The organism is Amycolatopsis xylanica (genome assembly GCF_900107045.1).
GTDB lineage: Bacteria > Actinomycetota > Actinomycetes > Mycobacteriales > Pseudonocardiaceae > Amycolatopsis > Amycolatopsis xylanica.
The window spans coordinates 612,648-639,274 of record NZ_FNON01000003.1 but is presented as its reverse complement, the minus strand read 5'-3'; the positions used below and the strand labels follow the sequence as shown (position 1 = coordinate 639,274).

The 26,627-nt window shown below is 69.5% G+C and carries 23 protein-coding genes and 1 pseudogene; 10 read left to right on the top strand and 14 right to left on the bottom strand.

The window, feature by feature from the left end:
• Positions 1-159 precede the first annotated feature (159 nt).
• The 3 genes from BLV57_RS16635 to BLV57_RS16625 form a co-directional block, all read right to left on the bottom strand.
• Positions 160-1,077 (bottom strand): TIGR03621 family F420-dependent LLM class oxidoreductase, encoded by a 918-nt coding sequence (locus tag BLV57_RS16635; protein ID WP_176968648.1) that lies wholly within the window; start codon positions 1,075-1,077, stop codon positions 160-162.
• Positions 1,074-2,690 (bottom strand): FAD-binding dehydrogenase, encoded by a 1,617-nt coding sequence (locus BLV57_RS16630; protein WP_091289642.1) that lies wholly within the window; start codon positions 2,688-2,690, stop codon positions 1,074-1,076. The genes BLV57_RS16635 and BLV57_RS16630 overlap by 4 nt, the downstream gene beginning before the upstream one ends.
• A 93-nt stretch (positions 2,691-2,783) precedes the next feature.
• Positions 2,784-4,022, bottom strand: a complete 1,239-nt coding sequence (locus BLV57_RS16625) for an aspartate aminotransferase family protein (protein WP_091289641.1) — start codon at positions 4,020-4,022, stop codon at positions 2,784-2,786.
• Between the two features lie 96 nt (positions 4,023-4,118).
• Between BLV57_RS16625 and BLV57_RS16620 the strand changes: the two genes are divergently transcribed.
• The 3 genes from BLV57_RS16620 (at position 4,119) to BLV57_RS16610 (ending at position 7,729) form a co-directional block, all read left to right on the top strand.
• Positions 4,119-5,576 (top strand): NAD-dependent succinate-semialdehyde dehydrogenase, encoded by a 1,458-nt coding sequence (locus BLV57_RS16620; RefSeq protein WP_091289640.1) that lies wholly within the window; start codon positions 4,119-4,121, stop codon positions 5,574-5,576.
• Entirely contained in the window at positions 5,573-6,625 is a 1,053-nt protein-coding gene (locus tag BLV57_RS16615; RefSeq protein ID WP_091289639.1) for a tartrate dehydrogenase, read from the top strand. The genes BLV57_RS16620 and BLV57_RS16615 overlap by 4 nt, the downstream gene beginning before the upstream one ends.
• A 639-nt stretch (positions 6,626-7,264) precedes the next feature.
• On the top strand, positions 7,265-7,729 hold the full coding sequence (locus BLV57_RS16610) for a DUF4262 domain-containing protein (protein ID WP_091289638.1): 465 nt from the start codon (positions 7,265-7,267) through the stop codon (positions 7,727-7,729).
• A gap of 49 nt (positions 7,730-7,778) precedes the next feature.
• Here BLV57_RS16610 and BLV57_RS16605 read toward each other — a convergent pair whose 3' ends face one another.
• Together BLV57_RS16605 and BLV57_RS16600 are read right to left on the bottom strand one after the other, a co-directional pair.
• Positions 7,779-8,450: a GntR family transcriptional regulator gene (locus tag BLV57_RS16605; protein ID WP_091289637.1), complete on the bottom strand. Its 672-nt coding sequence runs from the start codon at positions 8,448-8,450 to the stop codon at positions 7,779-7,781.
• Between the two features lie 4 nt (positions 8,451-8,454).
• The gene (locus BLV57_RS16600) at positions 8,455-9,099 is read right to left on the bottom strand and encodes a maleate cis-trans isomerase family protein (RefSeq protein WP_091289636.1); all 645 of its coding nucleotides are present in this window, start codon (positions 9,097-9,099) and stop codon (positions 8,455-8,457) included.
• A gap of 171 nt (positions 9,100-9,270) precedes the next feature.
• Between BLV57_RS16600 and BLV57_RS16595 the strand changes: the two genes are divergently transcribed.
• Both BLV57_RS16595 and BLV57_RS16590 read left to right on the top strand, forming a co-directional pair.
• Complete coding sequence (locus tag BLV57_RS16595) at positions 9,271-10,188, top strand: D-2-hydroxyacid dehydrogenase (protein ID WP_091290424.1); 918 nt, start codon at positions 9,271-9,273, stop codon at positions 10,186-10,188.
• Positions 10,185-11,546, top strand: a complete 1,362-nt coding sequence (locus tag BLV57_RS16590) for an amidase (protein ID WP_091289635.1) — start codon at positions 10,185-10,187, stop codon at positions 11,544-11,546. Before BLV57_RS16595 ends, BLV57_RS16590 begins: the two co-directional genes overlap by 4 nt.
• On the opposite strand, the gene BLV57_RS16585 is transcribed toward BLV57_RS16590, so the two are convergent.
• The 6 genes from BLV57_RS16585 to pqqA form a co-directional block, all read right to left on the bottom strand.
• On the bottom strand, positions 11,518-12,753 hold the full coding sequence (locus tag BLV57_RS16585; protein ID WP_091289634.1) for an MFS transporter: 1,236 nt from the start codon (positions 12,751-12,753) through the stop codon (positions 11,518-11,520). The two genes, BLV57_RS16590 and BLV57_RS16585, sit on opposite strands and share 29 nt — an antisense overlap.
• Before the next feature lie 358 nt (positions 12,754-13,111).
• Positions 13,112-13,999 (bottom strand): pyrroloquinoline quinone biosynthesis protein PqqB, encoded by an 888-nt coding sequence (pqqB, locus tag BLV57_RS16580; protein ID WP_091289633.1) that lies wholly within the window; start codon positions 13,997-13,999, stop codon positions 13,112-13,114.
• Complete coding sequence (gene pqqE, locus BLV57_RS16575; RefSeq protein ID WP_091289632.1) at positions 13,996-15,093, bottom strand: pyrroloquinoline quinone biosynthesis protein PqqE; 1,098 nt, start codon at positions 15,091-15,093, stop codon at positions 13,996-13,998. Before pqqE ends, pqqB begins: the two co-directional genes overlap by 4 nt.
• Complete coding sequence (gene pqqD, locus BLV57_RS16570; RefSeq protein WP_091289631.1) at positions 15,084-15,356, bottom strand: pyrroloquinoline quinone biosynthesis peptide chaperone PqqD; 273 nt, start codon at positions 15,354-15,356, stop codon at positions 15,084-15,086. The genes pqqE and pqqD overlap by 10 nt, the downstream gene beginning before the upstream one ends.
• Entirely contained in the window at positions 15,353-16,048 is a 696-nt protein-coding gene (pqqC, locus tag BLV57_RS16565; protein WP_091289630.1) for a pyrroloquinoline-quinone synthase PqqC, read from the bottom strand. The genes pqqD and pqqC overlap by 4 nt, the downstream gene beginning before the upstream one ends.
• A gap of 92 nt (positions 16,049-16,140) precedes the next feature.
• Complete coding sequence (pqqA, locus tag BLV57_RS16560) at positions 16,141-16,236, bottom strand: pyrroloquinoline quinone precursor peptide PqqA (protein WP_091289629.1); 96 nt, start codon at positions 16,234-16,236, stop codon at positions 16,141-16,143.
• 320 nt (positions 16,237-16,556) lie between these two features.
• Here pqqA and BLV57_RS16555 point away from each other — a divergent pair, with 320 nt between their 5' ends.
• Entirely contained in the window at positions 16,557-17,552 is a 996-nt protein-coding gene (locus BLV57_RS16555) for a PQQ-dependent sugar dehydrogenase (protein WP_245757351.1), read from the top strand.
• A 53-nt stretch (positions 17,553-17,605) separates the two neighbouring features.
• Here BLV57_RS16555 and BLV57_RS16550 read toward each other — a convergent pair whose 3' ends face one another.
• Positions 17,606-18,976 carry a WS/DGAT/MGAT family O-acyltransferase gene (locus tag BLV57_RS16550; RefSeq protein ID WP_091289628.1) on the bottom strand — a complete coding sequence of 457 codons (1,371 nt, stop codon included), beginning with the start codon at positions 18,974-18,976 and terminating at the stop codon, positions 17,606-17,608.
• A 78-nt stretch (positions 18,977-19,054) separates the two neighbouring features.
• Here BLV57_RS16550 and BLV57_RS16545 point away from each other — a divergent pair, with 78 nt between their 5' ends.
• The gene (locus BLV57_RS16545; protein WP_091289627.1) at positions 19,055-19,687 is read left to right on the top strand and encodes a pyridoxamine 5'-phosphate oxidase family protein; all 633 of its coding nucleotides are present in this window, start codon (positions 19,055-19,057) and stop codon (positions 19,685-19,687) included.
• Positions 19,688-19,695: 8 nt separating this feature from the next.
• On the opposite strand, the pseudogene BLV57_RS16540 reads toward BLV57_RS16545, so the two are convergent.
• Both BLV57_RS16540 and BLV57_RS16535 read right to left on the bottom strand, forming a co-directional pair.
• Positions 19,696-20,082 (bottom strand): annotated as a pseudogene (locus BLV57_RS16540) (response regulator); the annotation flags it as partial.
• On the bottom strand, positions 20,079-21,143 hold the full coding sequence (locus BLV57_RS16535; RefSeq protein WP_091289625.1) for a sensor histidine kinase: 1,065 nt from the start codon (positions 21,141-21,143) through the stop codon (positions 20,079-20,081). The gene BLV57_RS16535 and the pseudogene BLV57_RS16540, both read right to left, overlap by 4 nt.
• A gap of 87 nt (positions 21,144-21,230) precedes the next feature.
• On the opposite strand from BLV57_RS16535, the gene BLV57_RS16530 reads away from it, so the two are divergent.
• From BLV57_RS16530 to BLV57_RS16520, 3 genes are read left to right on the top strand one after another with little or no spacing between them, the layout of a single operon-like run.
• On the top strand, positions 21,231-22,865 hold the full coding sequence (locus tag BLV57_RS16530) for a thiamine pyrophosphate-binding protein (RefSeq protein WP_245757350.1): 1,635 nt from the start codon (positions 21,231-21,233) through the stop codon (positions 22,863-22,865).
• Entirely contained in the window at positions 22,862-24,910 is a 2,049-nt protein-coding gene (locus BLV57_RS16525; protein WP_176968647.1) for a hydantoinase/oxoprolinase family protein, read from the top strand. Before BLV57_RS16530 ends, BLV57_RS16525 begins: the two co-directional genes overlap by 4 nt.
• Positions 24,907-26,625 (top strand): hydantoinase B/oxoprolinase family protein, encoded by a 1,719-nt coding sequence (locus BLV57_RS16520; protein ID WP_091289623.1) that lies wholly within the window; start codon positions 24,907-24,909, stop codon positions 26,623-26,625. The genes BLV57_RS16525 and BLV57_RS16520 overlap by 4 nt, the downstream gene beginning before the upstream one ends.
• Positions 26,626-26,627 lie beyond the last annotated feature (2 nt).

Below are 26,627 nucleotides of genomic sequence, written 5' to 3'. Positions count from 1 at the left end.
ACCATTGGGCCGATCGGGTGGATCTTTCGCGCACTCGTGACGGCGGCGGGGAACTGCCATAGTGTCTCGTTCCAGGGGTACTGGACTGACAGTCCATCGCCTCTACTGGGGGTAAGCCGGGGTGCCGGATCCTCTCGGGGATCCGGCCCGCCGGTTTGCTCAGCGCCCTGTGAGCCGTTCGACGATCGGCGCGAACCGCTCCATCTCCGCTTCGGGCAGCACCCAGTAGGAGAAACCGAACTTCTCCCTTCGTTCTTCCAGATCCGCGCCAATTTCCTCGGCCGAGCCGATCAGGAACGCGGGCGACTCCGCGATCTCGTCCGGCGTGAGCGCCGAGTACTTCGCGATGTTCTCGATGGTCTCCGCCCGGTCGGGCACCAGCTGGCAGATCGGCGTGAGGCACTGCAGTTCCAGCTCCGCGAACCGCTCACCTGCGGCTTCACGGACCCAGCCGACACGCTCGGCATAGGCCGCGGCCGTCATCGAGCGGATCATGTCCGCGTCGACCGTGCCGGACGCGGCGGTCGCGTTGAAGCCGACGATGTCCGCCTCGCGGGCCGCGAGCGTCAGCATCCGGCGGCCACCGCCGCCGAGCATCAGCGGGACCTTCGCGTACGGCCGCCCCGGCGCGGCACGCACGGTGTAGTGCTCCCCGGCGAAGTCGACCTCGCCGTCCGCCCAGAACTGCTTGAGGATCCGGACGCTTTCGGCCAGCCGCCCGATCCGGACGCCCGGCGCGTCGAACGGCAGCCCGAGGTGGGTGAAGTCCTCGTCCTTCCAGCCCGCGCCGATGCCGAACTCGACGCGGCCCCCGGAGGCGTTCTCCAGCACCGCGATCTCCCGCGCGAGCTGCAGCGGGTGCCGGTAGTCGTTGTTGAACATCAGCGAGCCGACCTTGAGCGTGCTGGTCGCCTCCGCGGCGATCGTCAGCGAGACCAGCGGCGCCCAGTGGTCGTTCAAATGGTCGGGGACCAGGAGCGACGAGTAGCCCAGGTCCTCCGCTTTGCGCGCTTTCTCACGCCACTGCCTGGCGTCCGCCGCCGTCCTGGCCTGTGTCGCGAAGCGGAACGGGGTCACAGCGACTTCGCGAGCGCTTCGCCGGCCTGCTTGCCCGAGAACAGGCAGCCGCCGAGGAAGGTGCCTTCGAGCGCGCGGTACCCGTGCACGCCACCGCCGCCGAAGCCCGCCGCCTCGCCGACCGCGTAGAGGCCGGGCAACGGCTCGCCGTCCGCGCGCAGCACCTGGCTGGACAGGTTCGTCTCCAGCCCGCCGAGCGTCTTGCGGCTGATCACGTTGAGCCGCACGGCGATGAGCGGACCGGCCTTCGGGTCGAGCAGCCGGTGTGGCGGCGCCACGCGGATCAGCTTGTCGCCCAAGAACTTCCGCGCGCCGCGGATAGCGGTGAGCTGCAGGTCCTTGCCGAACTCGTTGGCCAGCTGGCGGTCACGGGAGATCACCTGCTCGCGGATCTTCGCCGGGTCGAGCAGCGGCTCGTCGGTGAGCCGGTTCATCCCGGCGATGAGCTCGTCGAGGTCGCGCGAGACCACGAAGTCCTCGCCGCGCTCCATGAACGCGGCGACCGGCGCGGTCGGGCCCGGCAGCGCGCGCTTGAGCGTCAGCTTGACGTCCTTGCCGGTGAAGTCCGGGTTCTGCTCGGAACCGGAGAGCGCGAACTCCTTCTCGATGATCTTCTGCGTGAGGATGAACCACGAGTGGTCGTGGCCGGTCTTGCGCAGATGCTCGAGCGTGCCCATGGTGTCGAACCCGGGGTAGAGCGGGGTCGGCAGGCGGTTGCCGAGCGCGTCCAGCCACAGCGAGGACGGGCCGGGCAGGATGCGGATGCCATGGCCTGGCCAGATCGGGTCGTGGTTGGCGACGCCCTCGACGTAGTGCCACATCCGGTCGCGGTTGATCAGGTTCGCGCCCGCCGTCTCGCTGATCGCGAGCATCCGGCCGTCGACGTGCGCGGGCACGCCGGTGAGCATCTTCTTCGGCGCCGAACCGAGCCGCTCCGGCCAGTTCTTGCGGATCAGCTCGTGGTTCGCGCCGATGCCGCCGGATGCGACGATCACGGCCCGCGCCTTGAGCTCGAACTCGCCGGTCACCACGCGCGTGCTCTCCTCGCCGCGACCGACCTGGCTCGGCTCCAGCACGGCGCCGCGGATGCCGTCGACCGCGCCATCGGTGACAGTCAGCTCGTCGACTCGGTGGCGGAAGCGCAGGTCGATGTTGCTCGACGCCTTGGCCTTGTCGGCGAACGGTTCCAGCACGCCGGGGCCGGTGCCCCAGGTGATGTGGAAGCGGGGCACGGAGTTGAATCCGCGCTCGGCCCAGCCGATGAACGGGAAGAACCGCACGCCTTTTTCGTAAAGCCAGGAGCGCTTCTCTCCGGCCGCGAACTCGACGTAAGCGCGAGCCCACTTACGAGGCCAGTTGTCCTCTTCGCGGTCGAAACCGGCGGCGTCCTGCCAGTCCTCCCAGGCCAGGTCGAAGGAGTCCTTGACGCCCAGCCTGCGCTGCTCGGGGCTGTCGACCAGGAAGAGCCCGCCGAGCGACCAGAACGACTGCCCGCCGAGCGAGGCGGCGGGCTCCTGTTCCACGACGATCACGCGCTTGCCCGCGTCGGCCAATGTGGTCGCCGCGACCAATCCGGCCAGTCCGGCACCTACCACGATCACGTCCGCGTCCATGCGCACTCTCCCAACCTGGTGGATGACACCGGACGTTATCGGGTGCGGCCGGGCCGGGCGAGTGCGGGTTTCGGAATAAGTTTCACGTTTTGGTCACACGGCGTCGGCCCAAATCTTGAGTGCTTCGTCGATCTGCTCGGCCGTGACGATGAGCGGCGGGATCATGCGCACCACGTTCGAGTACGCGCCGCACGTCAGCAGCAACAAGCCGCGCTCACCGGCCGCCTTCTGCGCGGCGGCGGCCGCCGCGGTGTCCGGCTCGCCGTCGGCGGTCACGAATTCCGAGCCGACCAGCAGGCCGAGTCCGCGCACATCGCCGATGCCGGTCGTCTTGCCCGCGATCAGGCGCGCGCCTTCGAGCAGCTGGCGGCCGCGTTCGGCGGCGTTCTCGACCAGGCCCTCGTCACGGATCACGTCGAGCGTGGCGATCGCGGCGGCGCAGGAAACCGCGTTGCCGCCGTAGGTTCCGCCCTGCGAGCCGGGCCATGCTTTGGACATGAGTTCTTGAGAAGCCGCGATGCCCGAGAGTGGGAAGCCGCTCGCGAGGCCCTTCGCGATGAGCACGACGTCGGGCCGGACGTCGAAGTGGTCGTGACCCCAGAACTTGCCGGTGCGGCCGAATCCGGCCTGGACCTCGTCGAGCACCAGCACGATCCCGTGGCGGTCCGCGCGCTCGCGAAGTCCTCGCAGGAAGGCGGTGTTCGCCGGGACGTAGCCGCCCTCGCCGAGGATCGGCTCGACGAAGAAGGCCGCGGTCTCGGCGGGCGAGCTGACCGTCGCGAAGAGATAGTCCAGCTCCCTGAGCGCGAACTTCGTCGCCGTCTCCTCGTCCCAGCCGTAGTGGAAGGCGTAGGGGAACGGCGCGACGTGCACGCCGGCCATCAGCGGCGAGAAGCCCGCGCTGAACCGGGTGCCGGAGGTGGTCATCGTCGCCGCCGCGACCGTGCGGCCGTGGAATCCGCCCTGGAACACGATGATGTTCGGCCTGCCGGTCGCCTGCCTGCTCAGCCGCAGCGCGGCTTCGACCGCCTCGCTGCCCGAGTTCGAGAAGAACAGGGAGTCGAGCCCGGGCGGGAGCACGTCGCCGAGCTTCTCGGTGAGTTCGAGCAGCGGCTTGTGCATGACGGTCGTGTACTGGCCGTGGATGAGCTTCCCGACCTGCTCGCGGGCCGCTTCGACGACACGGGGATGGCAGTGGCCGGTGCTGGTCACGCCGATCCCGGCGGTGAAGTCGAGGTGGCGTTTACCGTCGACGTCGTAGAGGTACACGCCTTCACCGTGGTCGACGACGACGGGCGTGGCCTGCTTGAGAAGCGGGGATAGCTGGGCCATGGCAGCGTGGCTCCTTAGGTCCGCTTGCGGGTTGTCGATTGTTGACAATATCCATAGCATGGCTGGTGGCCCACGGCAAAAGAGGAGCGATCTGAGATGGTCAGCGAATCCGGCGTAGTCAACGCCGTCGAGAAGGACCTGTTCATCGGCGGGAAATGGGTTCCGGCTTCGGGCGGCAGGACGCTGCCCGTCCACGATCCGTCGACCGGCGACGTGCTCTGCGAAGTCGCGGACGCCTCCCCGGCGGACGGCGTCGCCGCGCTGGACGCCGCCGTCGCCGCGCAGGCGAGCTGGGCGGCCGTCGCGCCGCGCGAGCGCGGGGAGATCCTGCGGCGGGCGTATCAGCTGCTGACCGAGCGCAACGAGGAACTCGCGCTGCTCATGACGCTGGAGATGGGCAAGCCGCTCGCCGAGTCACGCGGCGAGATCACCTACGCCGCCGAGTTCTTCCGCTGGTTCGCCGAAGAGGCCGTGCGCGTGCACGGCGACTACGCGGTCGCGCCGAACGGGACCGGCCGGTTCCTGGTCACCCGCCAGCCGGTCGGGCCCGCGCTGCTGATCACGCCGTGGAACTTCCCGATGGCCATGGGCACCCGCAAGATCGGGCCCGCCGTTGCGGCAGGCTGCACGATGGTGATCAAGCCCGCCGCGCAGACCCCGCTGTCGATGCTGGCGCTGGCCGGGATCATGGCCGAGGCAGGGTTGCCGGAAGGCGTGCTCAACGTGCTCACCACCTCGGACTCCGGCGGCGTGATGGAGCCGCTGATCCGTGACGGGCGTGCCCGCAAGCTGTCGTTCACCGGCTCGACCGCGGTCGGCCGCAAGCTGCTGGAACAGTGCGCCGACAAGGTGTTGCGCACCTCGATGGAGCTCGGCGGCAACGCGCCGTTCGTGGTCTTCGAGGACGCCGACCTCGACGCGGCCATCGAAGGCGCGATGCAGGCCAAGATGCGCAACATCGGCGAGGCGTGCACGGCCGCCAACCGCATCTACGTGCAGCGTGGGCTGGTGGAGGAGTTCTCTCAGCGGCTTACCGAGCGCATGGCCGCGCTGCCGATCGGCCGCGGCACCGAGGACGGCGTGGTGGTCGGGCCGCTCATCGACGAGGCCGCCGTCTCGAAGGTGACCGAGCTGGTGCAGGACGCGGTCTCCCGCGGCGCGCGCGTGCGCACCGGAGGCTCCACAGTGGACGGACCGGGCAACTTCTACCAGCCGACCGTGCTCACCGATGTCCCCGTCGACGCCAGGTTGACGCGCGAGGAGATCTTCGGCCCGGTCGCGCCGATCCTGACGTTCGACACCGAGGACGAGGTCGTCGCCGCGGCCAACGACACCGAGTTCGGGCTCGTCTCGTACCTGTACACGAGCGACGTGAAGCGCGCTCTGCGTGTCGCGGAACGGCTCGAGGCCGGCATGATCGGGCTCAACCAGGGCATCGTGTCGAACCCGGCGGCCCCGTTCGGCGGGATCAAGGCGTCCGGTCTCGGCCGCGAAGGCGGTTCCGTGGGGATCGAAGAGTTCCTGGAGATCAAGTACATCGCGGTGAGCCTATGAAGGTTTACCGGATCGCGAGCATCCCCGGCGACGGCATCGGCGTCGACGTGACGCTCGAGGCCCGCAAGGTGCTGGACCGCGCGGCGTCGGGGTTCGGTCTGGAGTGGACGGAGTTCGACTGGAGCTGCGAGCGCTACCTGTCGACCGGCTCGATGATGCCGGACGACGGGCTCGCGGCGTTGTCCTCGTTCGACGGCATCCTGCTGGGAGCGGTGGGTTTCCCTGGCGTCCCCGACCACATTTCGTTGTGGGGCTTGCTGATCCCGGTCCGGCGCGCGTTCTCGCAGTACGTCAACCTGCGCCCGGTGCGGCTGCTGCCGGGGACGTCTTCGGTGCTGGCCGGGCGGTCGGCGCCGGAGCTGGAGATGGTCATCGTCCGCGAGAACTCCGAGGGCGAGTATTCGACGCTCGGCGGGCGGCACGGGGCTGGCGAGCCGGGCGAATTCGTGCTGCAGGAGTCGGTGTTCACGCGCGTCGGTGTCGAGCGGATCATCCGGTACGCGTTCGAGCTGGCCCGCACGCGCGCGGGCAGGCTGTGTTCGGCGACGAAGTCGAACGGGCTGATCCACTCGATGCCGTTCTGGGACGAGATCTTCGCGGCCATCGCCGTCGAGTACCCGGACGTCGTCGCGGAGCAATGCCATATCGACGCGCTCGCCGCCAGGATGGTCCAGGCGCCGGACCGGCTCGACGTGATCGTGGCGTCGAACCTGTTCGGCGACATACTGAGCGACCTCGCGGCCGCCGTCACCGGCGGGCTCGGGATGGCCCCCTCTGGCAACATCAACCCGTCCGGCTCGCACCCGTCGATGTTCGAGGCGGTGCACGGATCGGCCCCGGACATCGCGGGCCAGGGCATCGCGAACCCGGTCGCCCAGATCCTCGCGGGCGCGATGCTCCTGTCACACCTGGGCGAAACGGCCGCCGCGGCCTCGGTCGAGGCGGCGGTCGAGAAGGTGCTGTCCGACGGCGCCGTGCTCACGCCCGACCTCGGCGGGACCGCGACGACCTCCGAGCTGGGCTCGGCCATCGCCGACTGCCTCACCTAGACGCCGGGGTCGTGAGTGTTCCGGCCGGTTCTAACCGGCCAAAACACTCACGACCCCCACCCCGCCCCGCGACACCCCCAAGCGCGGCACCCCTCGCGCACCCCGTGTCCCACACCCGCGCACCCCGCGACCCGCACTCGCGCACCTCGTGTCGAACGCTCAGATACCCCGTGTCCCACACACGCGCGGCGGGAGTCCACGCGGCGAGGCACTCCGTGGCTGGGGTCGTGAGCGTTGCGGACGGTTAGAACCGCCCGCAACGCTCACGACCCCCGCCCGCTCACCCTCGAGCCCGGGATAAAGCGGGCTTTATCCCGCGACCAAGACCTGGGGGTCGTGAGTGGTATCGCCGGTTCTAACCGGCCAAAACACTCACGACCCCAGGTCGCCGCGTGCCCCGGAGGCTTGCCTTCATACAGGCCGGGTGGAGCGTCTCGGCCACTCTCGCAAGCGCCCACGAGCCCTTCGCCCGGCTGGCGCGCGTTGACGCCCCTAGGCGCTCGATCGCCCCTGCCCGCCTGCGCGGCATCAGCCTGTCTAGCCGCCTGACAGAGCCTCTGAACTGCGACGATCCAGTTTTGTCGGTGCTCCGGTGCATAGTGGTCAGTGTACTAAGCCGCTCCATCGGAGGGAGACATCATGTGCCGCCATTGCGATCATCCGGACGCCCGCGAGGACCACGAACGGTTCCTGCGCGAACAGATCAAGGACAACGGCTGGGTCGTGGTCGGTATCGACGGCGACCGCCTCTACCCGCCGTGGGCCTACACCGTCGGGCTCACCGAGCTGGGGCGGCCCGAGCTGGTCGTCACCGGGATGGACGCGCCGCAGTCGGTCCTGCTGCTCAACTCGGTCGCCGCGCATTTCGTGCACGCGGAGCCGTCGAGACCGGGAGAGCAAGTGCGGCTGCGTGACGGGCCGCTGATCGAGTTCGTCGAGCTGGAGCAGCCGTCGGCGCATCTGTTCAAGGCGTGGGAGTTCTACGAGCACGAGCTGCGCGCGCTGCAGATCGTGCACGCCGACGAGCGCGGGCGCTGGCCGTGGAACCCCGCGTTCCGCGGTGGGAGAGGAGGGCAGCCGGTGCTGGGCATGCGAGCTGACTAGCGCGCCTCAGTGCTTCCTCAGAGCTGCCTCGGTGGTGCTTGACGGTGCCTCAGTGGTGCAGGCTGGAGCCGGGTGCCAGGCGCCGCACGGCGTCCTCCATGTGGGCGTCGAGCAGCGCCAGCACGGCACGCTCGTCGCCGGCACGCAGCGCTTCGATGATCTGGGTGTGCTCGCCGACGCGTTCTTCGACGTCGTTGTAGGTGTCCTGCAGCGCGGTGAGGCACATCCGGGTCTCGATGAGCAGCGTGCTGGCCATGCGCACCAGGCGTTTGCTGCCGGAGGCCTCGATCAGCGCCTCGTGGAACCGCAGGTCCGCCGTGGACAGCGCGGCCGGGTCGTCGTCGTGCGCGGCGCTGGCCATCTCGCGCACGGTCGCGTCGAGACGGTCGGCGGCCGCCGCGATGTCGCCGCGCAGGATGAGAAGCACGGCGGCGCGTTCGATGGCGGTGCGCGCGGTGTAGATGTCGAGCACGTCGCTGGGTTCGAGGTCGATCACGAACAGCCCGCGGTGGCGTTCGCTGCGCAGCAGCCCTTCGGAAACGAGGCGCTGCATGGCTTCGCGCAGCGGGCCGCGTGACACCTGGAACCGGGCGGCGAGCTCGCTCTCACCGAGCTGGGTGCCCGGCGCCAGCGCGCCGCTCATGATCGCGGCGCGCAGCTGGCGGGCGATGATGCCCGCGGTCGACTCGCGGCTGACCGGCTCGATATTGGTCAACGCCATCGGCTCAGGCTCCTCTCTGACGGAACAGCGCGCCGAGCGAGCGGGCGAGCCGCCGCTCGCCGATGAGACGGAGCCCGGCCCAGATGGTCACCTGGTTCGCGGTGAGCACCGGCTTCCCGGTGCGCTCCTCGATCTCGTTGACCGCGGCCAGCGTGCGCAGCGTGGTGTCGGGCACCAGCACGGCCTGCGCGGCCGGGTGGTCGGCGCCGAGCGCGAGCGCGACGGCGTCGTCGGTGGTGCCCGCGCCGGGCGCGCCGATGACGTCCAGGCCCGCCATGCCGAGAAACGCGGCGAACTCCGCCGCGACCTCGGCCGGATACCGCGACGCCACCGCGACCCGGCGCAGGCCGAGCACGCGTGCGGCGTCGGTGAATGCGAAGGAGGTACTCGAAACGGGGACACCCACCGAGGCGGTGAGTTTCGCCAGCCGGTCCTGGGCGGTTTCCCAGCCGCCCGCGAAACTGCTCCGGGTGCACGCCCAGACCACGGCGTCCGGCGACGAGCCTGCGAAGAGGTCGGGCGCGGTGTGCGGGTCGGTGCCGGAGAACCGCTCGGGCGACAGCTTGACGTCGTCGCCGAGCAGCTGCTCGGCGAGCAGGTAGTCCTCCTCGGCCAGCGTGCCGGGGTGGATGAAGCCGATCGTGGGCACTACCTGACCTCCGTGTTCCAGCGACCGCAGATTGTCGACAATCCTAGGCGGACCCGTCAAGACGACTCGCGCGGGTCGCGGGAGGATTGTTGACAATCATACGAGCCCACTCCTACCGTGGGGCCCGTGACGACCCTGACCGTACTGTGTGGTGATCTCAAGCCGCCCGGGATGCGGGACGTCGAGGCGGCCGCCGAGGTGCGGTATACCGGCGAGGCGGGCCTGGCCGAGGCCTTGCGGGGCGCGGACGCGTTGTTCGTCTACGACTTCCTGTCCACCGCTGTGCCGGGTGCCTGGCACGCGGCCGACCGGGTGCGCTGGCTGCACATCGCCAGCGCCGGGGTCGACCCGGTGCTCTTCCCGGCGTTGCGCGAAAGCGACGTCGTGCTCACCAACTCGCGGGGCGTGTTCGACGATGCGATCGCCGAGTACGTGCTGGGTGTGGTGCTCACCTTCGCCAAGGACTTCGCGCGCTCGCTCGACCTGCAGCGGGAATCCCGTTGGCAACACAGGGAAAGCGAGCGGATCGCGGGCAAGGACGTGCTGGTCGTCGGCACCGGGCCGATCGGGCGGGCCATCGCGCGCCTGCTGCGCGCGGCGGGGATGCGGGTGACGGGCGCGGGGCGCCGGGCGAGGACCGGCGACCCGGATTTCGGCACCGTGCACGCCTCCGGCGAGCTGCCGCGGCATTTGCCGTGGGCGGACTACGTCGTGGCGGTCGCGCCGCTGACCGAGAAGACCAAGGGGCTGTTCGACGCGCGGGCGTTCGCCGCGATGAAGCCGTCGGCGCGGTTCATCAACGTCGGCCGCGGCGAGCTGGTGGTCACCGCCGACCTGATCACCGCGCTGAAGACCGAGCGGATCGCGGGCGCCGCGCTCGACGTGTTCGAGACCGAGCCGCTGCCGCCCGAGAATCCGTTGTGGACCATGGAGAACGTGCTGGTGTCCCCGCACATGTCCGGTGACTACCTCGGCTGGCGGGACACGCTGGGCGAGGTGTTCGCCGAGAACTTCCGGCGCTGGCTGGCCGGGGAACCGCTGCTGAACGTCGTCGACAAGAAGCTGGGCTACGTACCGGGAGCCGTATGAGCACCACCGCGACAGAGCTGATCAAGGCCTACGCGAGCGGCGAGTCCTCGCCTGTGGAGGCCACCCAGGACGCGCTCGACGCGATCAAGGCCAAGGACGGCGAGCTCAACGCCTACTGCCTCGTCGACGCGGAATCGGCGCTGCGGCAGGCGAAAGCGTCCGAAACCCGCTGGCGTGAAGGTGGTCCGCTCAGCCCGCTCGACGGGGTGCCCACCTCGATCAAGGACATGTTCCTCACCGAGGGCTGGCCGACGCTGCGTGGTTCGAAATGCATCGACCCGAACCTGCCGTGGGACGTCGACAGCCCGGTCACCGCGCGCCTGCGCGAAAGCGGCGCGGTGCTGCTCGGCAAGACGACCACGCCGGAGCTGGCGTGGAAGGCCGTCACGGACAGCCCGTTGACCGGCATCACCCGCAACCCGGTGGACCCGTCGAAGACCACCGGCGGTTCGAGCGGGGGCAGCGCGGCCGCGGTGGCGGCGGGCATGGGGGTGCTCTCGGTCGGCACCGATGGCGGCGGCTCGGTGCGGATCCCGGCCTCGTTCTGCGGAATCGTCGGCTTCAAGCCGACGCACGGGCGGATCCCGCTCTTCCCGGCGAGCCCGTTCGGCCCGCTCTCGCACGCCGGCCCGATGACGCTCTCGGTCGCCGACACCGCGCTGATGCTCGACATCCTCTCGCGCCCGGACCACCGCGACCCGGCCGCGCTCCCGCCGTACCAAGGCATTTACCTCGACGCCTCGGAGCGCGACGTGACCGGCTTGCGCGTCGCGTTCTCACCGGATCTCGGGTACGTCAACGTCGACCCCGAGGTCGCCGCGATCGTCGCGGAGGCCGTGGCGGTGCTGGAAAAGCTCGGGCTTAACGTCACCCGATCCGATCCCGGCTTCACCGACCCGCTCGACGCGTTCGAGGTGCTGTGGTCGACGGGGGCGGCGCAATGGCTCGAGACGTTCCCCGCCGGTTCGGACGTGCTCGTCGACCCGGGACTGCTCGGCATGTGGCGCAAGGGCCTGACCCATTCCGCCGCCGACTACCTGGAGGCGACCGCGATCCGCGCTGCGCTCGGCATCCTGATGGGCGAGTTCCACAGCCGCTTCGACGTGCTGGTCACGCCGACCGTGCCGATCCCGGCCTTCGAGGCGGGCCACGACATCCCGCCGGGCAGCGCGCTCACCGGGTGGCCGCAGTGGACCCCGTTCACCTACCCGTTCAACATGACCCAGCAGCCCGCGATCAGCATCCCGGTCGGCGTCACCGGGGCCGGGCTGCCGGTCGGCCTGCAGATCGTCGGCCCCCGGCACGCGGACGACGTCGTGCTCGCCGTCGCTAGGACACTGGAGTCGGCGCTGGCGTGAGCCGTCGCAGCCCGCGGACCTGCTTGCTGCACAACGCGAGCAGGGTCGCGACGACGACCAGCACCGCACCCCAGAGCAGGGTCCGCTCGCGGCCGAAGTGCTCGGCGAGCGGACCGGCGATCACCTCACCGACCGGCATCGCGATGATCGAGCCGAGCACGTCGTAGGCGTACACCCTGGCGAGCCTGTCCTGCGGCACGTTCTCCTGCAGTGACACGTCCCAGGCGACCGCGAACAGTTCGATGGCCGCGCCCGCGACCACCATGGCCGCGATCATGGTCATCAGGCCCGGCGCCCGCGCGAGCATCGTCAGCGGCAGCGCGTCGACGAGGACCGCCGCCACCCCGATCGCCAGCAGCCTGCGCGGCCGCCAGTGCGCGACCACCAGCCCGCCGAGCACGAACCCGGCGGTCTGCGCGGCGAGCACGAAACCCCAGCCCGCGCGCCCGAAGGTGTCGTCGGCGATGGCCGGTCCGAGCACCAGCAGCCCGCCGGCCGCGACGGCGTTGACGATCATGAACTGCAGCACGACGATCCACACCCACGCGCGCGACCGGAACTCACGCCATCCCTCGGCGAGGTCGGCGAGCGGCCTGGCCGGGCCGGTGCGCTCGAACCGCGCCAGCCGCAGCCCCCGATACGCGACCGCGGCGACCAGGAACAACACGGCGTTCGCGGCGATGGCCCAGCCCGACCCGAGCGCGGCAGCCAGCACCCCGCCCGCCGCGGCGCCGCCGAACCGCCCCATGTTGGCGAGCATCCGCCCCAGCGCGTTGGCCTGGGTCAGCAAGGCCGACGGCACGGTCTGCGGCAGGATCGACGAAGACGCGGGCAGCGCGACCGCGCTCACCGCGCCGTTCGCGACGCTGAGCCCGATCAGCAGCGGAACCGAGGCGAACCCGCCGAGCACGCTCACCGCGATGGCGGCCTGGGTGACCGCTGCGGCCGTCTCGGTGCCTTGCAGGATCACCGACCTCGGTAGCCGGTCGGCGAGCACACCGCCGAAGAGCACGAGCACGACGTTGGCCAGCGACCGAGCCCCAACGACCAGCCCTAGCTGCACCGCTGACCCGGTCAGGTCGAGCACGGCGAACGCCAGCGCGACCGGCGCGACGGCGTTCCCGAACTCGGCGAACGTGCGCCCCGTGGTCAGCAGGCGGAAGTCACGATGACGCAGCGGCGCGGTCAGCGCGCCATCCCCAGGCATACGGCTGAGTCTGTGCGGGGTCGTCCGTGGCCGTCAACCGAGTATCGGGCTCGCCCCCTGCGTCCTTTGTAGACGCTTCGGAGGTCGGAGTGCGGAGTTGATCTTCGCGAAACCCGAGTTTGGGCCATTGAGTGGCTCAAACTCGGGTTTCGCGCGGCCGACCGAGGTCCCCGCGTGGCGGGTAGTCGTCTTCGCCGCTTAACAAGCCTTAAGAAGCAACTCAAGTCGACTTATCCACAGGGCTTGCCCGATGTGGACAACTCACCCGAAGTTGATCTTGAGCCCCGGTTTCCCCACCTGGCCGCGATATGATGGCTGCAGGGGAGCCCCCGGGAGGGTGGGGGCTTTTTATAGGGCCTCAGAGCTTGTATTCGGTGCCGTCCAGGGGGAGTTCGGCGCCGGCCAGGCGGACGGCCGAGTGTTCAGGGGCGCCCGGGTCCAGCACCGGGTTGGTGTTGTTGAGGTGCGTGTACGCCCAATGCGTCGTGGAGCCGGCCTCGCGGTGTGCGGCGATGCGGCGCAGGCTGCCGTGCTCGCCCGCGATCGGGATGTGGCCCATCACGTGCTGGGCGTCGTCGCTCACCCCGGACGCGGTCGCGCCGGACATCTCGCCCGGCGAGTAGAAGGTGCCGTCGAGCAGGACCAGGCCCGCGTCGGCGACGAACTCGTCGAAGCCGTCCGGCCAGGTCTTCAGGCAGGGCGCGTAGACGAAGACGCCGCCGGTCGCCGGGTCCTCGATCCGGTACGCCACCACCCACGGTCCCTCCACTGTGGACGACCGCGCGTACTTGGGGCGCTTGTCGCTCACCGGGAGCACGCTGACCCGCAAACTGCCCAGTGACGAACCGGCGGGCAGCCATTCCCAGCCGCCGTAGCCGTCGATCACGTCGCGCACCGGGAAACAGTCGCGCAGCGCGTGCAGGACAGCGGGTGGCGCCCACACGGGCAGACCGCCCGCTTCGCGCAGCATCAGCAGTCCCAGTGAGTGGTCCAGTTCCGCGTCGGTGAGCAGGACGCCGCGGATCGGGATCTCGCGCGGGCCCGGCCCGGCGTGCAAGGCCGGGTTGGCAAGGATCTGGGCGCGGATGTCCGGGGAGGCGTTGATGAGGTACCAGCCGACGCCGTCCGCGCTGACCGCGACACAGTCCTGGGTCCGCGGCGTCGCGCCGGACTTGCAGAGCGCGCAGGCGCAGTTCCATTGCGGGAAACCGCCGCCCGCCGCCGTGCCGAGCAGGAGCACCCTCACCGTGTCACCGTCGGCTTCCGCATCACGAGGGCCGGTGAGGTGCGTGGCGCCGCCAAAATCAGATCGACGATGTCGCGCTGGGGGGACTTGCTGCACACGGGGTCCGTCGCGGCCGCGTCACCGGTGAGCAGGAACGCCTGGCAACGGCAACCGCCGTAGTCTTGGCCTCGCCGGTCACAGCTACGGCAGGTGTCGCTCATCCAGTCTTCGCCGCGATAAGCGTTGAAGGAGCTGGATTTGTACCAGATGTCGGCCAGCGAGGTGTGCAGCACATTGGACAGTTCGAGCGTCTCGATCGCCGTCGCCGCCGGGCACGGCAGCACGTTTCCGTTGGGCGCGACGGTCAGCTGGCGCGCGCCCCAGCCGTACATGCACGGCTTCGGGTACGGCTCGTAGTAGTCGGCCACCACGTAGATGATCTGCATCGTGCCCGCGAGACGCTTGGTCTCCGCGCGGACCAGCGGTTCGGCCTCGGCGAGCTGCTCCGGGGTCGGCATCAGCGCGTCGCGGTTCTTCAGCGCCCAGCCGTAGTACTGGGTGTTGGCCAGCTCGAGGCGGTCCGCGCCCATCCGCTCGGCGAGCTTGATGATGCCGGCCAGCTGATCGTGGTTCTGCCGGTGCAGCACCACATTCACCGAAAGCGGCAGCCCGGACTTCTTGATCAGCTCCGCCGCGACGATCTTGCGGTCGAACGCCTTCGCGCCCGCCAGCAGGTCCGAGCGCTGCGCGTCCGCCGCCTGCACGGACAGCTGGACATGCGCCATACCGCGCTCGATCAGGTCATCGAGCCGCTCGGCGGTGAGGCCGAGCCCGGAGGTCACGAGGTTGACGTAGCACCCGAGTTCGCTCGCGTGCTGGACCAGCTCGGGCAGATCGGGCCTCGCCAGCGGCTCGCCGCCGGACATGTGCACCTGCAGCACGCCCAGCTCGCGGGCCTGGGTGATGACGGACTTCCACTGCTCGGTGCTCATTTCGCCTTCGCGGGCGATCAGCTCGATCGGGTTCGAGCAGTACGAGCAATGCAGCGGGCAGCGGTGCGTCAGCTCGGCGAGCATGCCGAGTGGTGGCTCCGCGGCAACCGGGATCACGTCCATTCGACGACCCTCCTGTCTCCGAGCCTGGCGAGCACGTCGAGCACGTCGGATTCCCGGACACCGGAATACTTTTTACCCAGTCGCTGGGTAATGACCGAAATAGTGGCTTCGCCGTCACAGAGTTCGAGCACGGCGGCGGCCGTCGGATTGGGCACCAGCACGCCTTCGGGGAACAGCAGAACGTGCGTCGAGCGCACCTTGTCATAGGTGAGCCGGACACCCCGGCGAAGCCGAGGCACCGAATCCGCGCCGATGGTGGTCATTGTTTCGCCCCCGCGCGCTCGATGGCGTCGAGCATCGACCACAGCACGTCGGTCTTGAACTTGAGCGCCTCGATGGAGCGCTCCTGCTGCTCGCGCGTGACCGCGTGGCGCACGACGATGTCCAGCGTTCCCTTGCCTTCACCGGAAACCTTGTCGATTCGGTTCGTGAAGTAGGCGAGGTCCTCGCGTGCGATCCACGAGTAGTTGGCGAGCATGTCGGCGACCCGGCGCTGCATGAGGTGCCCGGCGAACATCTCGGTCAGCCCGGACGCGATCGCCTCCACCCACGGCTTGGTCCGCGCGAACGTCACGTAGGCGTCGACCGCGAACCGCACGCCCGGCACGACGTGGCGCTGGTCGATCACCTCTTCGCGGTCGAGGCCGACCGCGGTGCACAGCCGCAGCCACCGCTCGATCCCGCCGTCGCCCGCCCGCGCGCCGTCGTGGTAGACGATGCGGTCGAGCCACTCGCGCCGGATCTCCGGCAGCGGGCAGTTGCTGATGATCGCCGCGTCCTTCTGCGGCAGCATGCACTGGTAGTACCAGCGGTTCGCGGCCCACACGCGCAGCTCGTGCTCGCTCAGCTCGCCCGCGTGCATGCGGTGATGGAACGGATGTGTGCCCCAGTAGCGATGCGAAAGGTCACGCAACGCGGTCACGAAGTCGGCAGAGCTCAAGGGTTCGGTGGACATCTACGGCCTCCCGATCGACCGGTCAGTGGGACACTTCCGCGCGACGGCGGGGGCGGGACCGGGTGAACCCGGCCCCGCCGTTCACAGGGAGATCAGTCCTCCATGCGGGCCGCGTACGCGGTGACCTCCATCGGGGTCTCGTACTCGACGAAGTCGGGCGTCGTCCAAACCTCAGTGGTTTCGATCATTGTTGACTCCTCGGATCTCTAGTCGCCCGGCGTTGGACGATCAGTGGAGAGCTCGGACCGAGCACGGCCACCCTAGAAGCGTCAGGGCGCCGAATGGAAGACATTGAGCCAAACTAGGCGGAGTATTCGTAAAGCTTCCTACCTATGTCGTATCGTTACCCAGGGAAGATCACGTAGCGTGCTCCCTAACATCGGATGTAAGCGCTTTCGCACCTTCGTCTGGTGGTTCCCTTCGGCTAGTCGGTGTGTTTATATCCAACATCGCTGGATGTTCCGAACGTCCGGTTCCGCCGTCCGAAGTACCCCAAGGAGGCGTTACCTTGTCCAAGCGTCGCTATCTCACCGCCGCGATCGCGTCCGCCACAGCGGCCCTCGTCATGGCGGGCACCGCCATGGCAGTGCCCGCCGATGTCTCAATCCAGTCGATCAAGCAGGTCGCGAAGGGTCTCGACGAGGCCTGGGCGGTGGACTTCCTGCCCGACGGCACGGCGATCTTCACGCAGAAGGACGCCAAGACCGTCAGCACGCTCGACAAGTCGGGCAAGGTCACCAAGGTCCTCGACGTCCCCGGCGTCAGCGTGACCAAGGAAGCAGGCCTGCTCGGCCTCGCCGTCTCCCCGAAGTTCGCGGTCGACAAGACCGTGTTCATCTACTTCACCACCGGCTCCGACAACCGGATCGCCAAGTTCAAGCTGGGCGAGACCAAGGCGCCGACCCCGATCCTGACCGGGATCCCGCGTGGCGCCCAGTTCCACCAGGGCGGCCGGATCAAGTTCGGCCCCGACGGCTTCCTCTACGCGGGCACCGGTGACGCCAAGAACGGCAACAACGCGCAGAACAAGGACTCGCTCGGCGGGAAGATCCTGCGCATCACCACCGACGGCAAGGCCGCGCCGGGCAACCCCTTCAACAGCCCCGTCTACTCCTACGGCCACCGCAACGTCCAGGGCCTGACCTGGGCGGGCGGCACCCTGTACAGCTCCGAGATCGGCGAGAGCACGGTCGACGAGCTGAACAAGATCGAGCCGGGCAAGAACTACGGCTGGCCCAAGTGCGAGGGCAGCTGCAACCAGGCGGGCATGACCAACCCGGTCAAGACCTGGCCGACCTCCTCGGCCACGCCCAGCGGCATCGCGTTCTACAAGGGCAGCCTGTACATGTCCGCGCTCAAGGGCGGCACCTACAAGCTGAACACCAGTGGCGCGGGCGGCAAGATCTACACCAACCTCGGCCGCACCCGTGACGAGGTCGCCGGCCCCGACGGCCAGCTCTGGGTCGTCACCCCGGGCGGCATCTACAACGCCGACGGCAGCTGAAATGGTCGTGAGTGTTCCCGACGGTTAGAACCGTCGGGAACACTCACGAGTCCTTAAGCCGTGGCCGCCTCGAGTTCCGCCAGCGCGGTGTCGAGGTGGGTCAGGATCCGTTGCAGGTGCGGGACACTGCGGCGGCATCCGGTGATCCCGAAGTCGAGCCGGTCCGCGTTGCTCGTCAGCGTGATGTTCAGCGCCTGCCCGTCGAGCAGCGCCGACGCCGGGTAGATGCCGTCGAGTTTCGCCCCGTTCCAGTACATCTGCTTCCGCGGCCCCGGCACGTTCGAGATGATCAGGTTGAACGCGGGCGGCGTGTTGTTCACGAACCCCGGCACCGGCGAAATCCCCAGCGGCGCCACGTTGATCGCCGACAGCAGCAGCGTCTGCAACGGCGTCAGCTCCGAGAAGAGCCGTTTCCCGTTGCGCATCGACTGGTGGATCGTCGCGAGCCGGACCGCCGGATCCTTCTGGTCGGTCGCGAGATTGCAGAGCATCGCGCCGATGTGGTTGCCCGACGCCTCACCCGGATCGTTCCGGCGCCGCAACGAGACCGGCACCATCGCGATCATCGGCGCGTCCGGCAGCGCGCTCTGCTCGATCAGGTAATCGCGCAGCGCGCCCGAGCACATCGCGAGCACCACGTCGTTGCGGGACACCCCGGCCGCCGTGGCGACCCCGCGCACCCGGTCGAGCGACCAGGACTGCGCCGCGAACCGCCGCGCGCCGCCGATCGGCACGTTGAACATGGTCTTCGGCGCCTGCATCGGCAACGTCAGCGTCCGCTCGCGGAACGCCTCGTTGGCCACCTTGAACGCGGCGGGCGCCATGCCGCGCAGCTGCGCCAGCGTCTTGCCCGCGCCTTCGAAGATCGAGCCCGCGAGCTGGCGGTTGCGCCGGACCGTCGGCTGGGGCTTGCGCGAACCCCACGGCGGCGGGCAATCCCGGTCATCCGGGCTGTCCGACAGGGTGCCCTGCAGATGCCGGAGCGCGGAGACGCCGTCCATCATCGCGTGGTGGATCTTGCTGTAGATCGCGAAACGGCCATCGTGCAGGCCCTCGACAAGGTGGATCTCCCACAGCGGGCGATGCCGGTCGAGCAGTGTGCTGTGCCAGCGTGACGTCAGTTCCAGCAGTTCCCTGACGCGGCCAGGTTGCGGCAGCGCGGAATGCCGGAAGTGGTAGTCCAGCTCGAGGTCGGTGTCCGTCGACCAGGCGATGTGCCCGAGCGGGTTGACCGGGCGCGCGGGCCGCCGCCGAAACAGGTTGCGGATGTTCGAATCCGCGAGGAGATCCCGCCGGAGTTCGTGCAGATAGTCGGGGCCGGCGCCCTCGGGTTTCTGGAACAGCTGGAGCCCGCCGACGTGCATGGGGTGTTCCCTGGACTCCACCAGCAGGAACATCGAGTCGGTCACGGGCATCAACGGCATAGACGAACCACCTTCCGCGCGGACGCCCGAGTGTACGCACACTGGCGGCGGGTCAAAAAGCGAAACTAGGCTGTCCATATGACGGACGCTGGGGAAATATCGGAGATCACTTCGCAGGCCGAGTTGCGCGAGTACGTCGGCGACCCGTTGTGGCGCACCGCGACCAAGGTCAGGCCGAGGCTGGGCGAACTCGACCGGCAGTGGCTGGCCTCCTCGGCTTTCTGTCTGGTCGGGACATCGGACGCCGACGGCAGGTGCGACGTTTCCCCCAAAGGCGACCCGGCCGGTTTCACCCACGTGCTCGACGACACCACGATCGTGGTCCCCGAGCGGCCGGGCAATCGCCGCGTCGACGGCTTCCTCAACGTGCTCTCCAACCCGCATGTCGGGCTGATCTACCTGCTCGGCGGGCGCGGCGACACCTTGCGCATCAACGGCCGCGCCAAGGTGCTCAAGGACGCGCCGTTCTTCGACGAGATGATCGTCAAGGGCAACCGCCCGATGCTCGCGCTGCTCGTCGAGATCGAAGAAGTCTTCTATCACTGCTCGAAGGCGTTCCTCCGGTCCCAGCTGTGGAAGCCGGAAACCTGGCGCCCCGAAGACCTCCCGAGCCGGGCACACATCGCGAAAACCTATGAGCGCAAAGAAGATTCGCTCGAAGAGCTGGAGGCGTACTACGGCCCCGGGTACGCCGAGAAGCTCTACGGTTAAAGCCAGTCCAGGTCGGGGTCGATCACGCGCAGCCCCGAATGCACCTGCCGCACGGACTCGGCCAGCCGTTCCGGCGGCGCGTCCTTGACCACGAAACCGACGGCGCCCGCCGCGATGCCCCGGCTCAGGTACCCGGGTAGGCCGAAGGTGGTCAGCAGCACGATCTTGCACCCAGGCAGCGCCGCGGTCAGCGCGGACGCGGCGGCCACCCCGTCCAGGCCGGGCATCTGCACGTCGAGCAGCGCGACGTCCGGGATCGCCAGCCGGGCGGCGGCCACCACCTCGTCGCCGCGGCCGACCTGCGCGACCACCTCGATGTCGGACTCCATGTCCAGCATCCGCGCCAGCGCTCCGCGCAGCACGGCCTGGTCGTCGGCCAGCAGCACCCTGATCATCGCGGCCCCGGCACGAACACCCGGAGCCGGAAGCCGCCCCCGGGCACCGGCCCGGCCTCGAGCGCGCCGCCGAGCGCGGCCATCCGCTCGGTCAGCCCGCTCAGCCCGTTCCCCATCAGCACCGCCTTCCCGGTGCCGTCGTCGATGATCTCCAGCGAGTTCGCCGTCAGCGTCACCTCGCATCGGGTCGCCCCGCTGTGCCGCACCACGTTGGTGATGCCTTCCCTGAGCACATGCCCGAACGGCTCACGCAGCGCCGGGGGCACGTCGTCGACCGCCGACGGCAGCGTCGCCTTGATCGAGGCCGACCGCAGCAGCTCGCGCACGCTCGCCAGCTCGGTCGCCAGCGACACCTGCCGCCGTGACGCGACCGTCGACCGGATATCGGCCAGCGCCTGCCTGCTCAGCTCCTCCAGGTCCGCGACCTCGCGCAACGCCGCTTCGGGGTCACCGTCTTCGAGCAGCCGCCGCATCAGCGAGAGCTTGACGGTGATCGTGGTCAGGCTGTGCCCGAGCACGTCGTGCAGATCCCGCGCGAACCGCGCGCGCTCGCGTTCGACCGCCGCGTTGGCGACCTCGTTGCGTGCCTCGCTGAGCTTCTGATTGGTCACGACCAGCGTGAACATGCCCAGCATGGCGACCGTGCTGGCGACCAGCACGACGATGTCGACCACGTGCACCTCGACGAAGAGGCCGACGCCGACCACCAGCGCCAGCCCGCCGGGTATCGCGGCGGGCGGCCGGAGCACGCCCATGATCGTGACCAGCACGAACGAGAGCATGGGGTACTGGCTGCCGTGCGTGCCGCTCTCGATCGCCAGGTAGAGCCCGAACATCCAGAGCAGGAAACCCAGCCGCCACGGCAGCGACCGGCGCCGCACCGGCCAGAGGCCGAACACGTAGCTGACCGAGTAGAGCAGCGCGGCCCCGAACAGCGGGGCGATCCACTGCCGCTGCTGATACATCTCCACCAGCACGGGCAGCAGGAAGACGCAGAACAACGCGGCCGTGATCCGCCATCCGCGTTCGGAGAGCGCGATCGGGTTCGGGGAGCCGGCCATGGCTCACACCTTAGGAAGCCGCGGCCCGAGGCGGCGACGATCGAAATGACGTCGAGCCATTGCCGGATCGTTGAACGATCTGGCACCATGGCCGCCGTGCCCACGACGATCACCGGCGCCAGGCGCCTGGCAGAAGCCTTGACGGCTCTCGACGTCGAAGTAGTTTTCGGCCTTCCCGGAGTGCACAACCTGCCGATCTGGGAAGCGCTGGCCCACACCGAGATCAAGCTGATCGGCGTCCGCCACGAGCAGACCGCCGGCTACGCGGCCGACGGGTACGCCCGCGCCACCGGCAAGCTCGGCGTCGCCATCGTGACCACCGGGCCCGGCGCGGCGAACACGCTCGGCGCGGTCGGCGAGGCGCACGCGTCCGCCTCGCCCGTGCTGGTCATCGCCACCGACATCCCGTCGACGCTGCGCCGCCCCGGCGTCACCCGCGGCGTGCTGCACGAGACCTCGGACCAGGCCGCGATGTTCGCGCCGGTGACCAAGGCGACGTACACGGTGAGCAGCGCGGACGAGATCGCCTCCGCCGTGCACCAGTCGGCGCGCAAGGCGCTCGAACCGCAGAGCGGGCCGGTCTACCTGGGCATCCCGACCGACTTCCTCAAGAACGTGGCCCGCGACTTCGACCCGCCGACCGAGGTGTTCGCGGCACTGAGCACGCCCGACCTCGGCAAGGCGGAGCGGCTGCTCGGCAAGGCCAAGAAGCCGCTGATCTGGGCAGGCGGCGGCGCGCTGCGCTCCGGTGCCGGGCCCGCCATCGGCGCGCTCGCCGAGCGGATCGCCGCGCCGGTGATCACCACGTTCGCCGCGCGCGGCCTGCTGCCGCTCGACCACCCGTGCCTCGCGCCGAACCCCGTGCACGCGCCCGAGGTCGGCGCGCTGTGGGACGAGGCCGACGTGGTGCTCGCCATCGGCACCGACTTCGACGGCCTGATGACCCAGAACTGGGCCATGCCCCGGCCACCGAAGCTGATCGCGATCAACGTCGACCCCGAGGACGCGGGCAAGAACTACCCGGTCGACGTCATGCTCACCGGCGACGCGCGCGCGATCACCGAAGCGCTCGACGTGCCGCAGCGGTCCGGCCTGACCGAGCTGACCGTCGGGCTCAAGCGGATCGCGGCGAAGGTGCGCCACCGTATTCGCGAAGAGGAGCCGCAGGCCGCGGATTTCCTTGCCACGCTGGAAGAAGTGCTGCCGCGGGACGCCGTGCTCGTCGCCGACATGTGCGTCGCCGGGTACTGGGCGGGCGGCTTCCACCGCATCCCCGCGCCGCGCAAGTTCGCGTATCCGATGGGCTGGGGAACGCTCGGCTTCGGGTTCCCGGCCTCGCTCGGCGCCGCGGCGGCGGGCACCGGGCGGGCCATCTGCGTCAGCGGGGACGGCGGGTTCCTGTTCGCGTGTGGCGAGCTTGCGACGCTGGCCGAGGAGCGGATGCCCGCCACGATCATCATCGTCGACGACGGCGGCTACGGCATGCTGCGGTTCGACCAGGAGCGCGAAGGACTGCCGCAGCGCGGGGTCAACTGGGACAGCCCCGATTTCGTGGGCCTGGCCAGGTCGTTCGGGGTGCACGCCGAGCGCGTTTCCGGCTTCGGGCGGGCGTTCCGGCGCCTGCTGTCGGAGATGGTGGAGGCCGACGAGCCGAACGTGCTGGTCGTGCGCGCCCGGCTCCGGCCGCCGCTGAACACCTCGCCCCGGTGGTATCGCCGATGAAGCTGCGCGTGGGTGTCGACATCGGCGGCACGTTCACCGATCTCTGCGTGCTCGACGAGACCGGGATCGTGGCCGTCGGCAAGGTGCTGACCACGCACGACGAGCCCGCGCGTGCCGTCGAAGCCGGTCTCGCGGAGACGCTCGCCAAGGCCGGGCTACTCGCTTCCGATGTCGAGCAGTTCGTGCACGGCACGACGCTGGTGACCAACGCGCTGATCGAGCGCAAGGGCTCGCGGACCGCTTTGCTTGCCACGGCAGGGTTTTCGGACGTACTGGAGATGCGGCGCGAGCATCGGTACGAGCTGTACGACCTGCTCATCGAGCTGCCGACGCCGCTGGTTCCCCGGCATCTTCGCTTCGACGTCCCGGAGCGGATCCTCGCCGACGGGTCCGTCCACAAGGGACTTGACGAGGACTACGTTTCCCGGCTGGGCAAGGAACTCGCCGCGCGCGGGATCGACGCCGTCGCGATCTGCTTCCTGCACGCGTTCACCAATCCCGCGCACGAGCAGCGGGCCGCCGAGATACTGCGCGAGGTCGCGCCGGGGCTGCGGGTCGCGCTGTCGTCCGAGGTCGTGCCGGAGATCCGGGAGTTCGAGCGGGCGTCGACCACGGTCGCGAACGTCTACGTCCAGGACCTGACCGAGCGGTATCTGCGTGACCTCGAACGCCGCCTGCACGCGGCCGGTGTCGGGCCGTCGCCGCACATCATGCTGTCCAACGGCGGCATCGCGACCGTCGACACGGCCGCCCGGTATCCCATCCGCATCCTCGAGTCGGGGCCGGCGGGCGGCGCGCTCGCGGCGTCCGCTTTCGGCGCGGCGGCGGGGGAGACGGACCTGCTGGCGTTCGACATGGGCGGCACCACGGCGAAGCTGTGCATGATCTCCGGCGGCACGCCGCTGGTCACGCACGAGTTCGAAGTGGACCGTAAGTACCGGCTGCTGCCGGGGTCGGGGCTGCCGGTGAAGGTGCCGGTCACCGACATGATCGAGATCGGCGTCGGCGGCGGGTCGATCGCCCGGATCGACGCGCTCGGGCTGCTGACCGTCGGCCCCGATTCGGCGGGTTCCGAGCCGGGCCCGGTCTGCTACGGCCGGGGCGGCACCGAGCCGACCGTGACCGACGCGGACCTCGTGCTCGGCTATCTCGACCCTGGCTATTTCCTTGGCGGGGGAATGACTTTGGACGCATCCGGGGCGCGCGAGGCGATCCGGAAGCGCATCGCCGAGCCGCTCGGCGTCAGCGTCGAAGAGGCCGCGTACGGCATCCATTCGAGCGTCAACGAGGACATGGCCAACGCCGCGCGCGTGCACGCCGTCGAGCGGGGCAAGGACCCGGCGAAACTGCCGATGTTCACCTTCGGGGGCGCCGGGCCGGTGCACGGCGTCGGCGTCGCGCGGGCGCTCGGCGCGCCGCAGGTGGTCGCGCCACCGGCGGCGGGCGTGATGAGCGCGGTCGGGTTCTTGACCGCGCCGCTGGCCTTCGACTTCGTGCGGTCCTCACGCGCGGGCGTGCACGAGCTGACCTGGGAACAGGTCGACGCGCTGTTCGCCGAGATGGAAGCCGAGGGCGCGGCGTTGCTCGGCGAATCCGGCGTGACGCACTCGCGGATCGCCGAGATGCGCTACGCCGGGCAGGGCTACGAGATCCGCGTGCCGGTGACCGGCGACGGGTCGAACTGGCCGGGCGAGCTGATCGACGAGTTCGTGTCCACGTACCGGAACCTCTATCAGCGCACCGGCCCGGACGTCTCGGTCGAGGTGCTCAACTGGCGGGTCGTCTCAAGTGGACCAGCGCCGGACGTGACACTGCGGCTTCGGACGGGTGTGGGCAGCGGAGACGCGCGTAAGGGCTCGCGGCCCGCATATTTCCCCCAAGCGGGTGGATTTGTCGATACGGCGGTGTTCGATCGGTACCGTCTGGTGCCTGGCGACGAGGTCGAAGGCCCGGCGATCGTGGAGGAGCGTGAGTCCACAGTGGTCGTTCCACCCGGCGCGACCTGCGCGGTCCGCGAGGACGCGAGCCTGGTGGTGACCGTATGAGCGTCGACCCGATCCTGGTGGGCGTGATCGGCAACCGGCTCCACTCGATTCTCGCCGAGCAGCAGAACGCGCTGGTCAACACCGCTTTTTCGGCGGTGGTCCGCGAGTCGCTCGACCTCGCGTGCGCGGTGTTCGACTCACGCGGCGAGATGATCGGCCAGTCCGTCGGCGGCACCCCCGGTCACATCAACGCGATGGCGACCGGGATGCACCACTTCGTCGCCGCGTACCCGCCGGAGACGCTCGAACCCGGCGACGTGCTGCTCACCAACGACCCCTGGCAGACCGCGGGGCAGATCAACGACATCACCGTGGCCACGCCGGTGTTCCTGCGCGGGCGGCTGGTCGCGTGGTTCGCGTCGTGCTGCCACGCGCCGGACATCGGTGGCAGGCTCGTCTCGGCCGAGGCCAACGAGGTCTTCGAAGAGGGCCTGCGGCTGCCGATCATGAAATTCCTGCGCGCCGGGGTGGTCAACGCCGACCTGGAACTGCTGATCCGCGTCAACGTCCGCACGCCCGAGGAGACCATCGGGGACCTGTACGCGCAGGTCACCGGCAACGAGGTCGGGGCGGCGAGCCTGGTCCGGCTGCTCGACGAGTTCGGCCTGGAGTCGATCGACGAGGTCGCGGCCGAGATCATGAACCGCTCCGAGCGGGCGCTGCGCGACGCGCTCGCGAAGATGCCGGACGGCGTCTACACCAGCGAGATGCGCACGGACGGGTTCGACGACGAAGACATCACGCTCAAGACGACCGTGACCATCGCGGGCGAGGACATCCATCTCGACTTCGCCGGGTCGTCGCCGCAGAGCAAACGCGGGATCAACGTGGTGCTCAACTACACCCGCGCGTACGCGTCGTTCGCGGTGAAAGCCGCGATCTCACCCGAGGTGCCGCACAACGCGGGCTCGTTCCGGCCGGTGCACGTGACCGCGCCCGAGGGTTCCGTGCTCAACTGCGTGAGCCCGGCACCGGTCGCGTCCCGGCATCTTATCGGGCATTTTCTGCCGTCGCTGCTCATCAGTGCGCTGCACAAAGCGTTGCCTGGCAACGCTTTGGCGCACAGCGCGGACGCGTTGTGGATGACGATCTGGCGTGGCGTCGGCGCGGATGGCGAGTTCATGCTCAACGTGTTCCAGACCGGCGGCATCGGCGCGCGGGCTGGCAAGGACGGCCTGAGCACCACGGGATTCCCGAGTGGACTGCGCTCGACGCCGACCGAGGTCATCGAGACGATGGCGCCGCTGGTGCAGCTGGAGCGAGTGCTGCGGCAGGACTCCGGCGGTGTCGGCCGTCAGCGCGGCGGGCTCGGGCAAAGCACGTCGATGGCCGCGCGCGGCGAGATCTCGTGGAGTGTCAACGGAAACGTCGACCGGACGCTGCGTCCCGCGTCCGGTGTGGACGGTGGCGGAGCCGGGGCTCCGGGTGTGTTCGGGCTCGTGTCCGGTGAGGATCTGCCGAGCAAGAGCCGGGTCGCGCTGGCGCCGGACGCGGTCGTCTCGGTGGTGCTGCCCGGTGGCGGCGGTTACGGAGCGCCGTTCGAGCGAGACCCGCTCGCGGTGCTCGCCGATGTCGTGGACGGGTACGTGTCGATCGAATCGGCGCGTGCGGACTATGGCGTCGAAGTGCGCTACATCGGCGAGCCGGACGCGCTGGTCCGGTTGCCGGAAGACTATGTCGTCGACGAGGAATCGACCTCGCGGTTAAGGAGATGAAC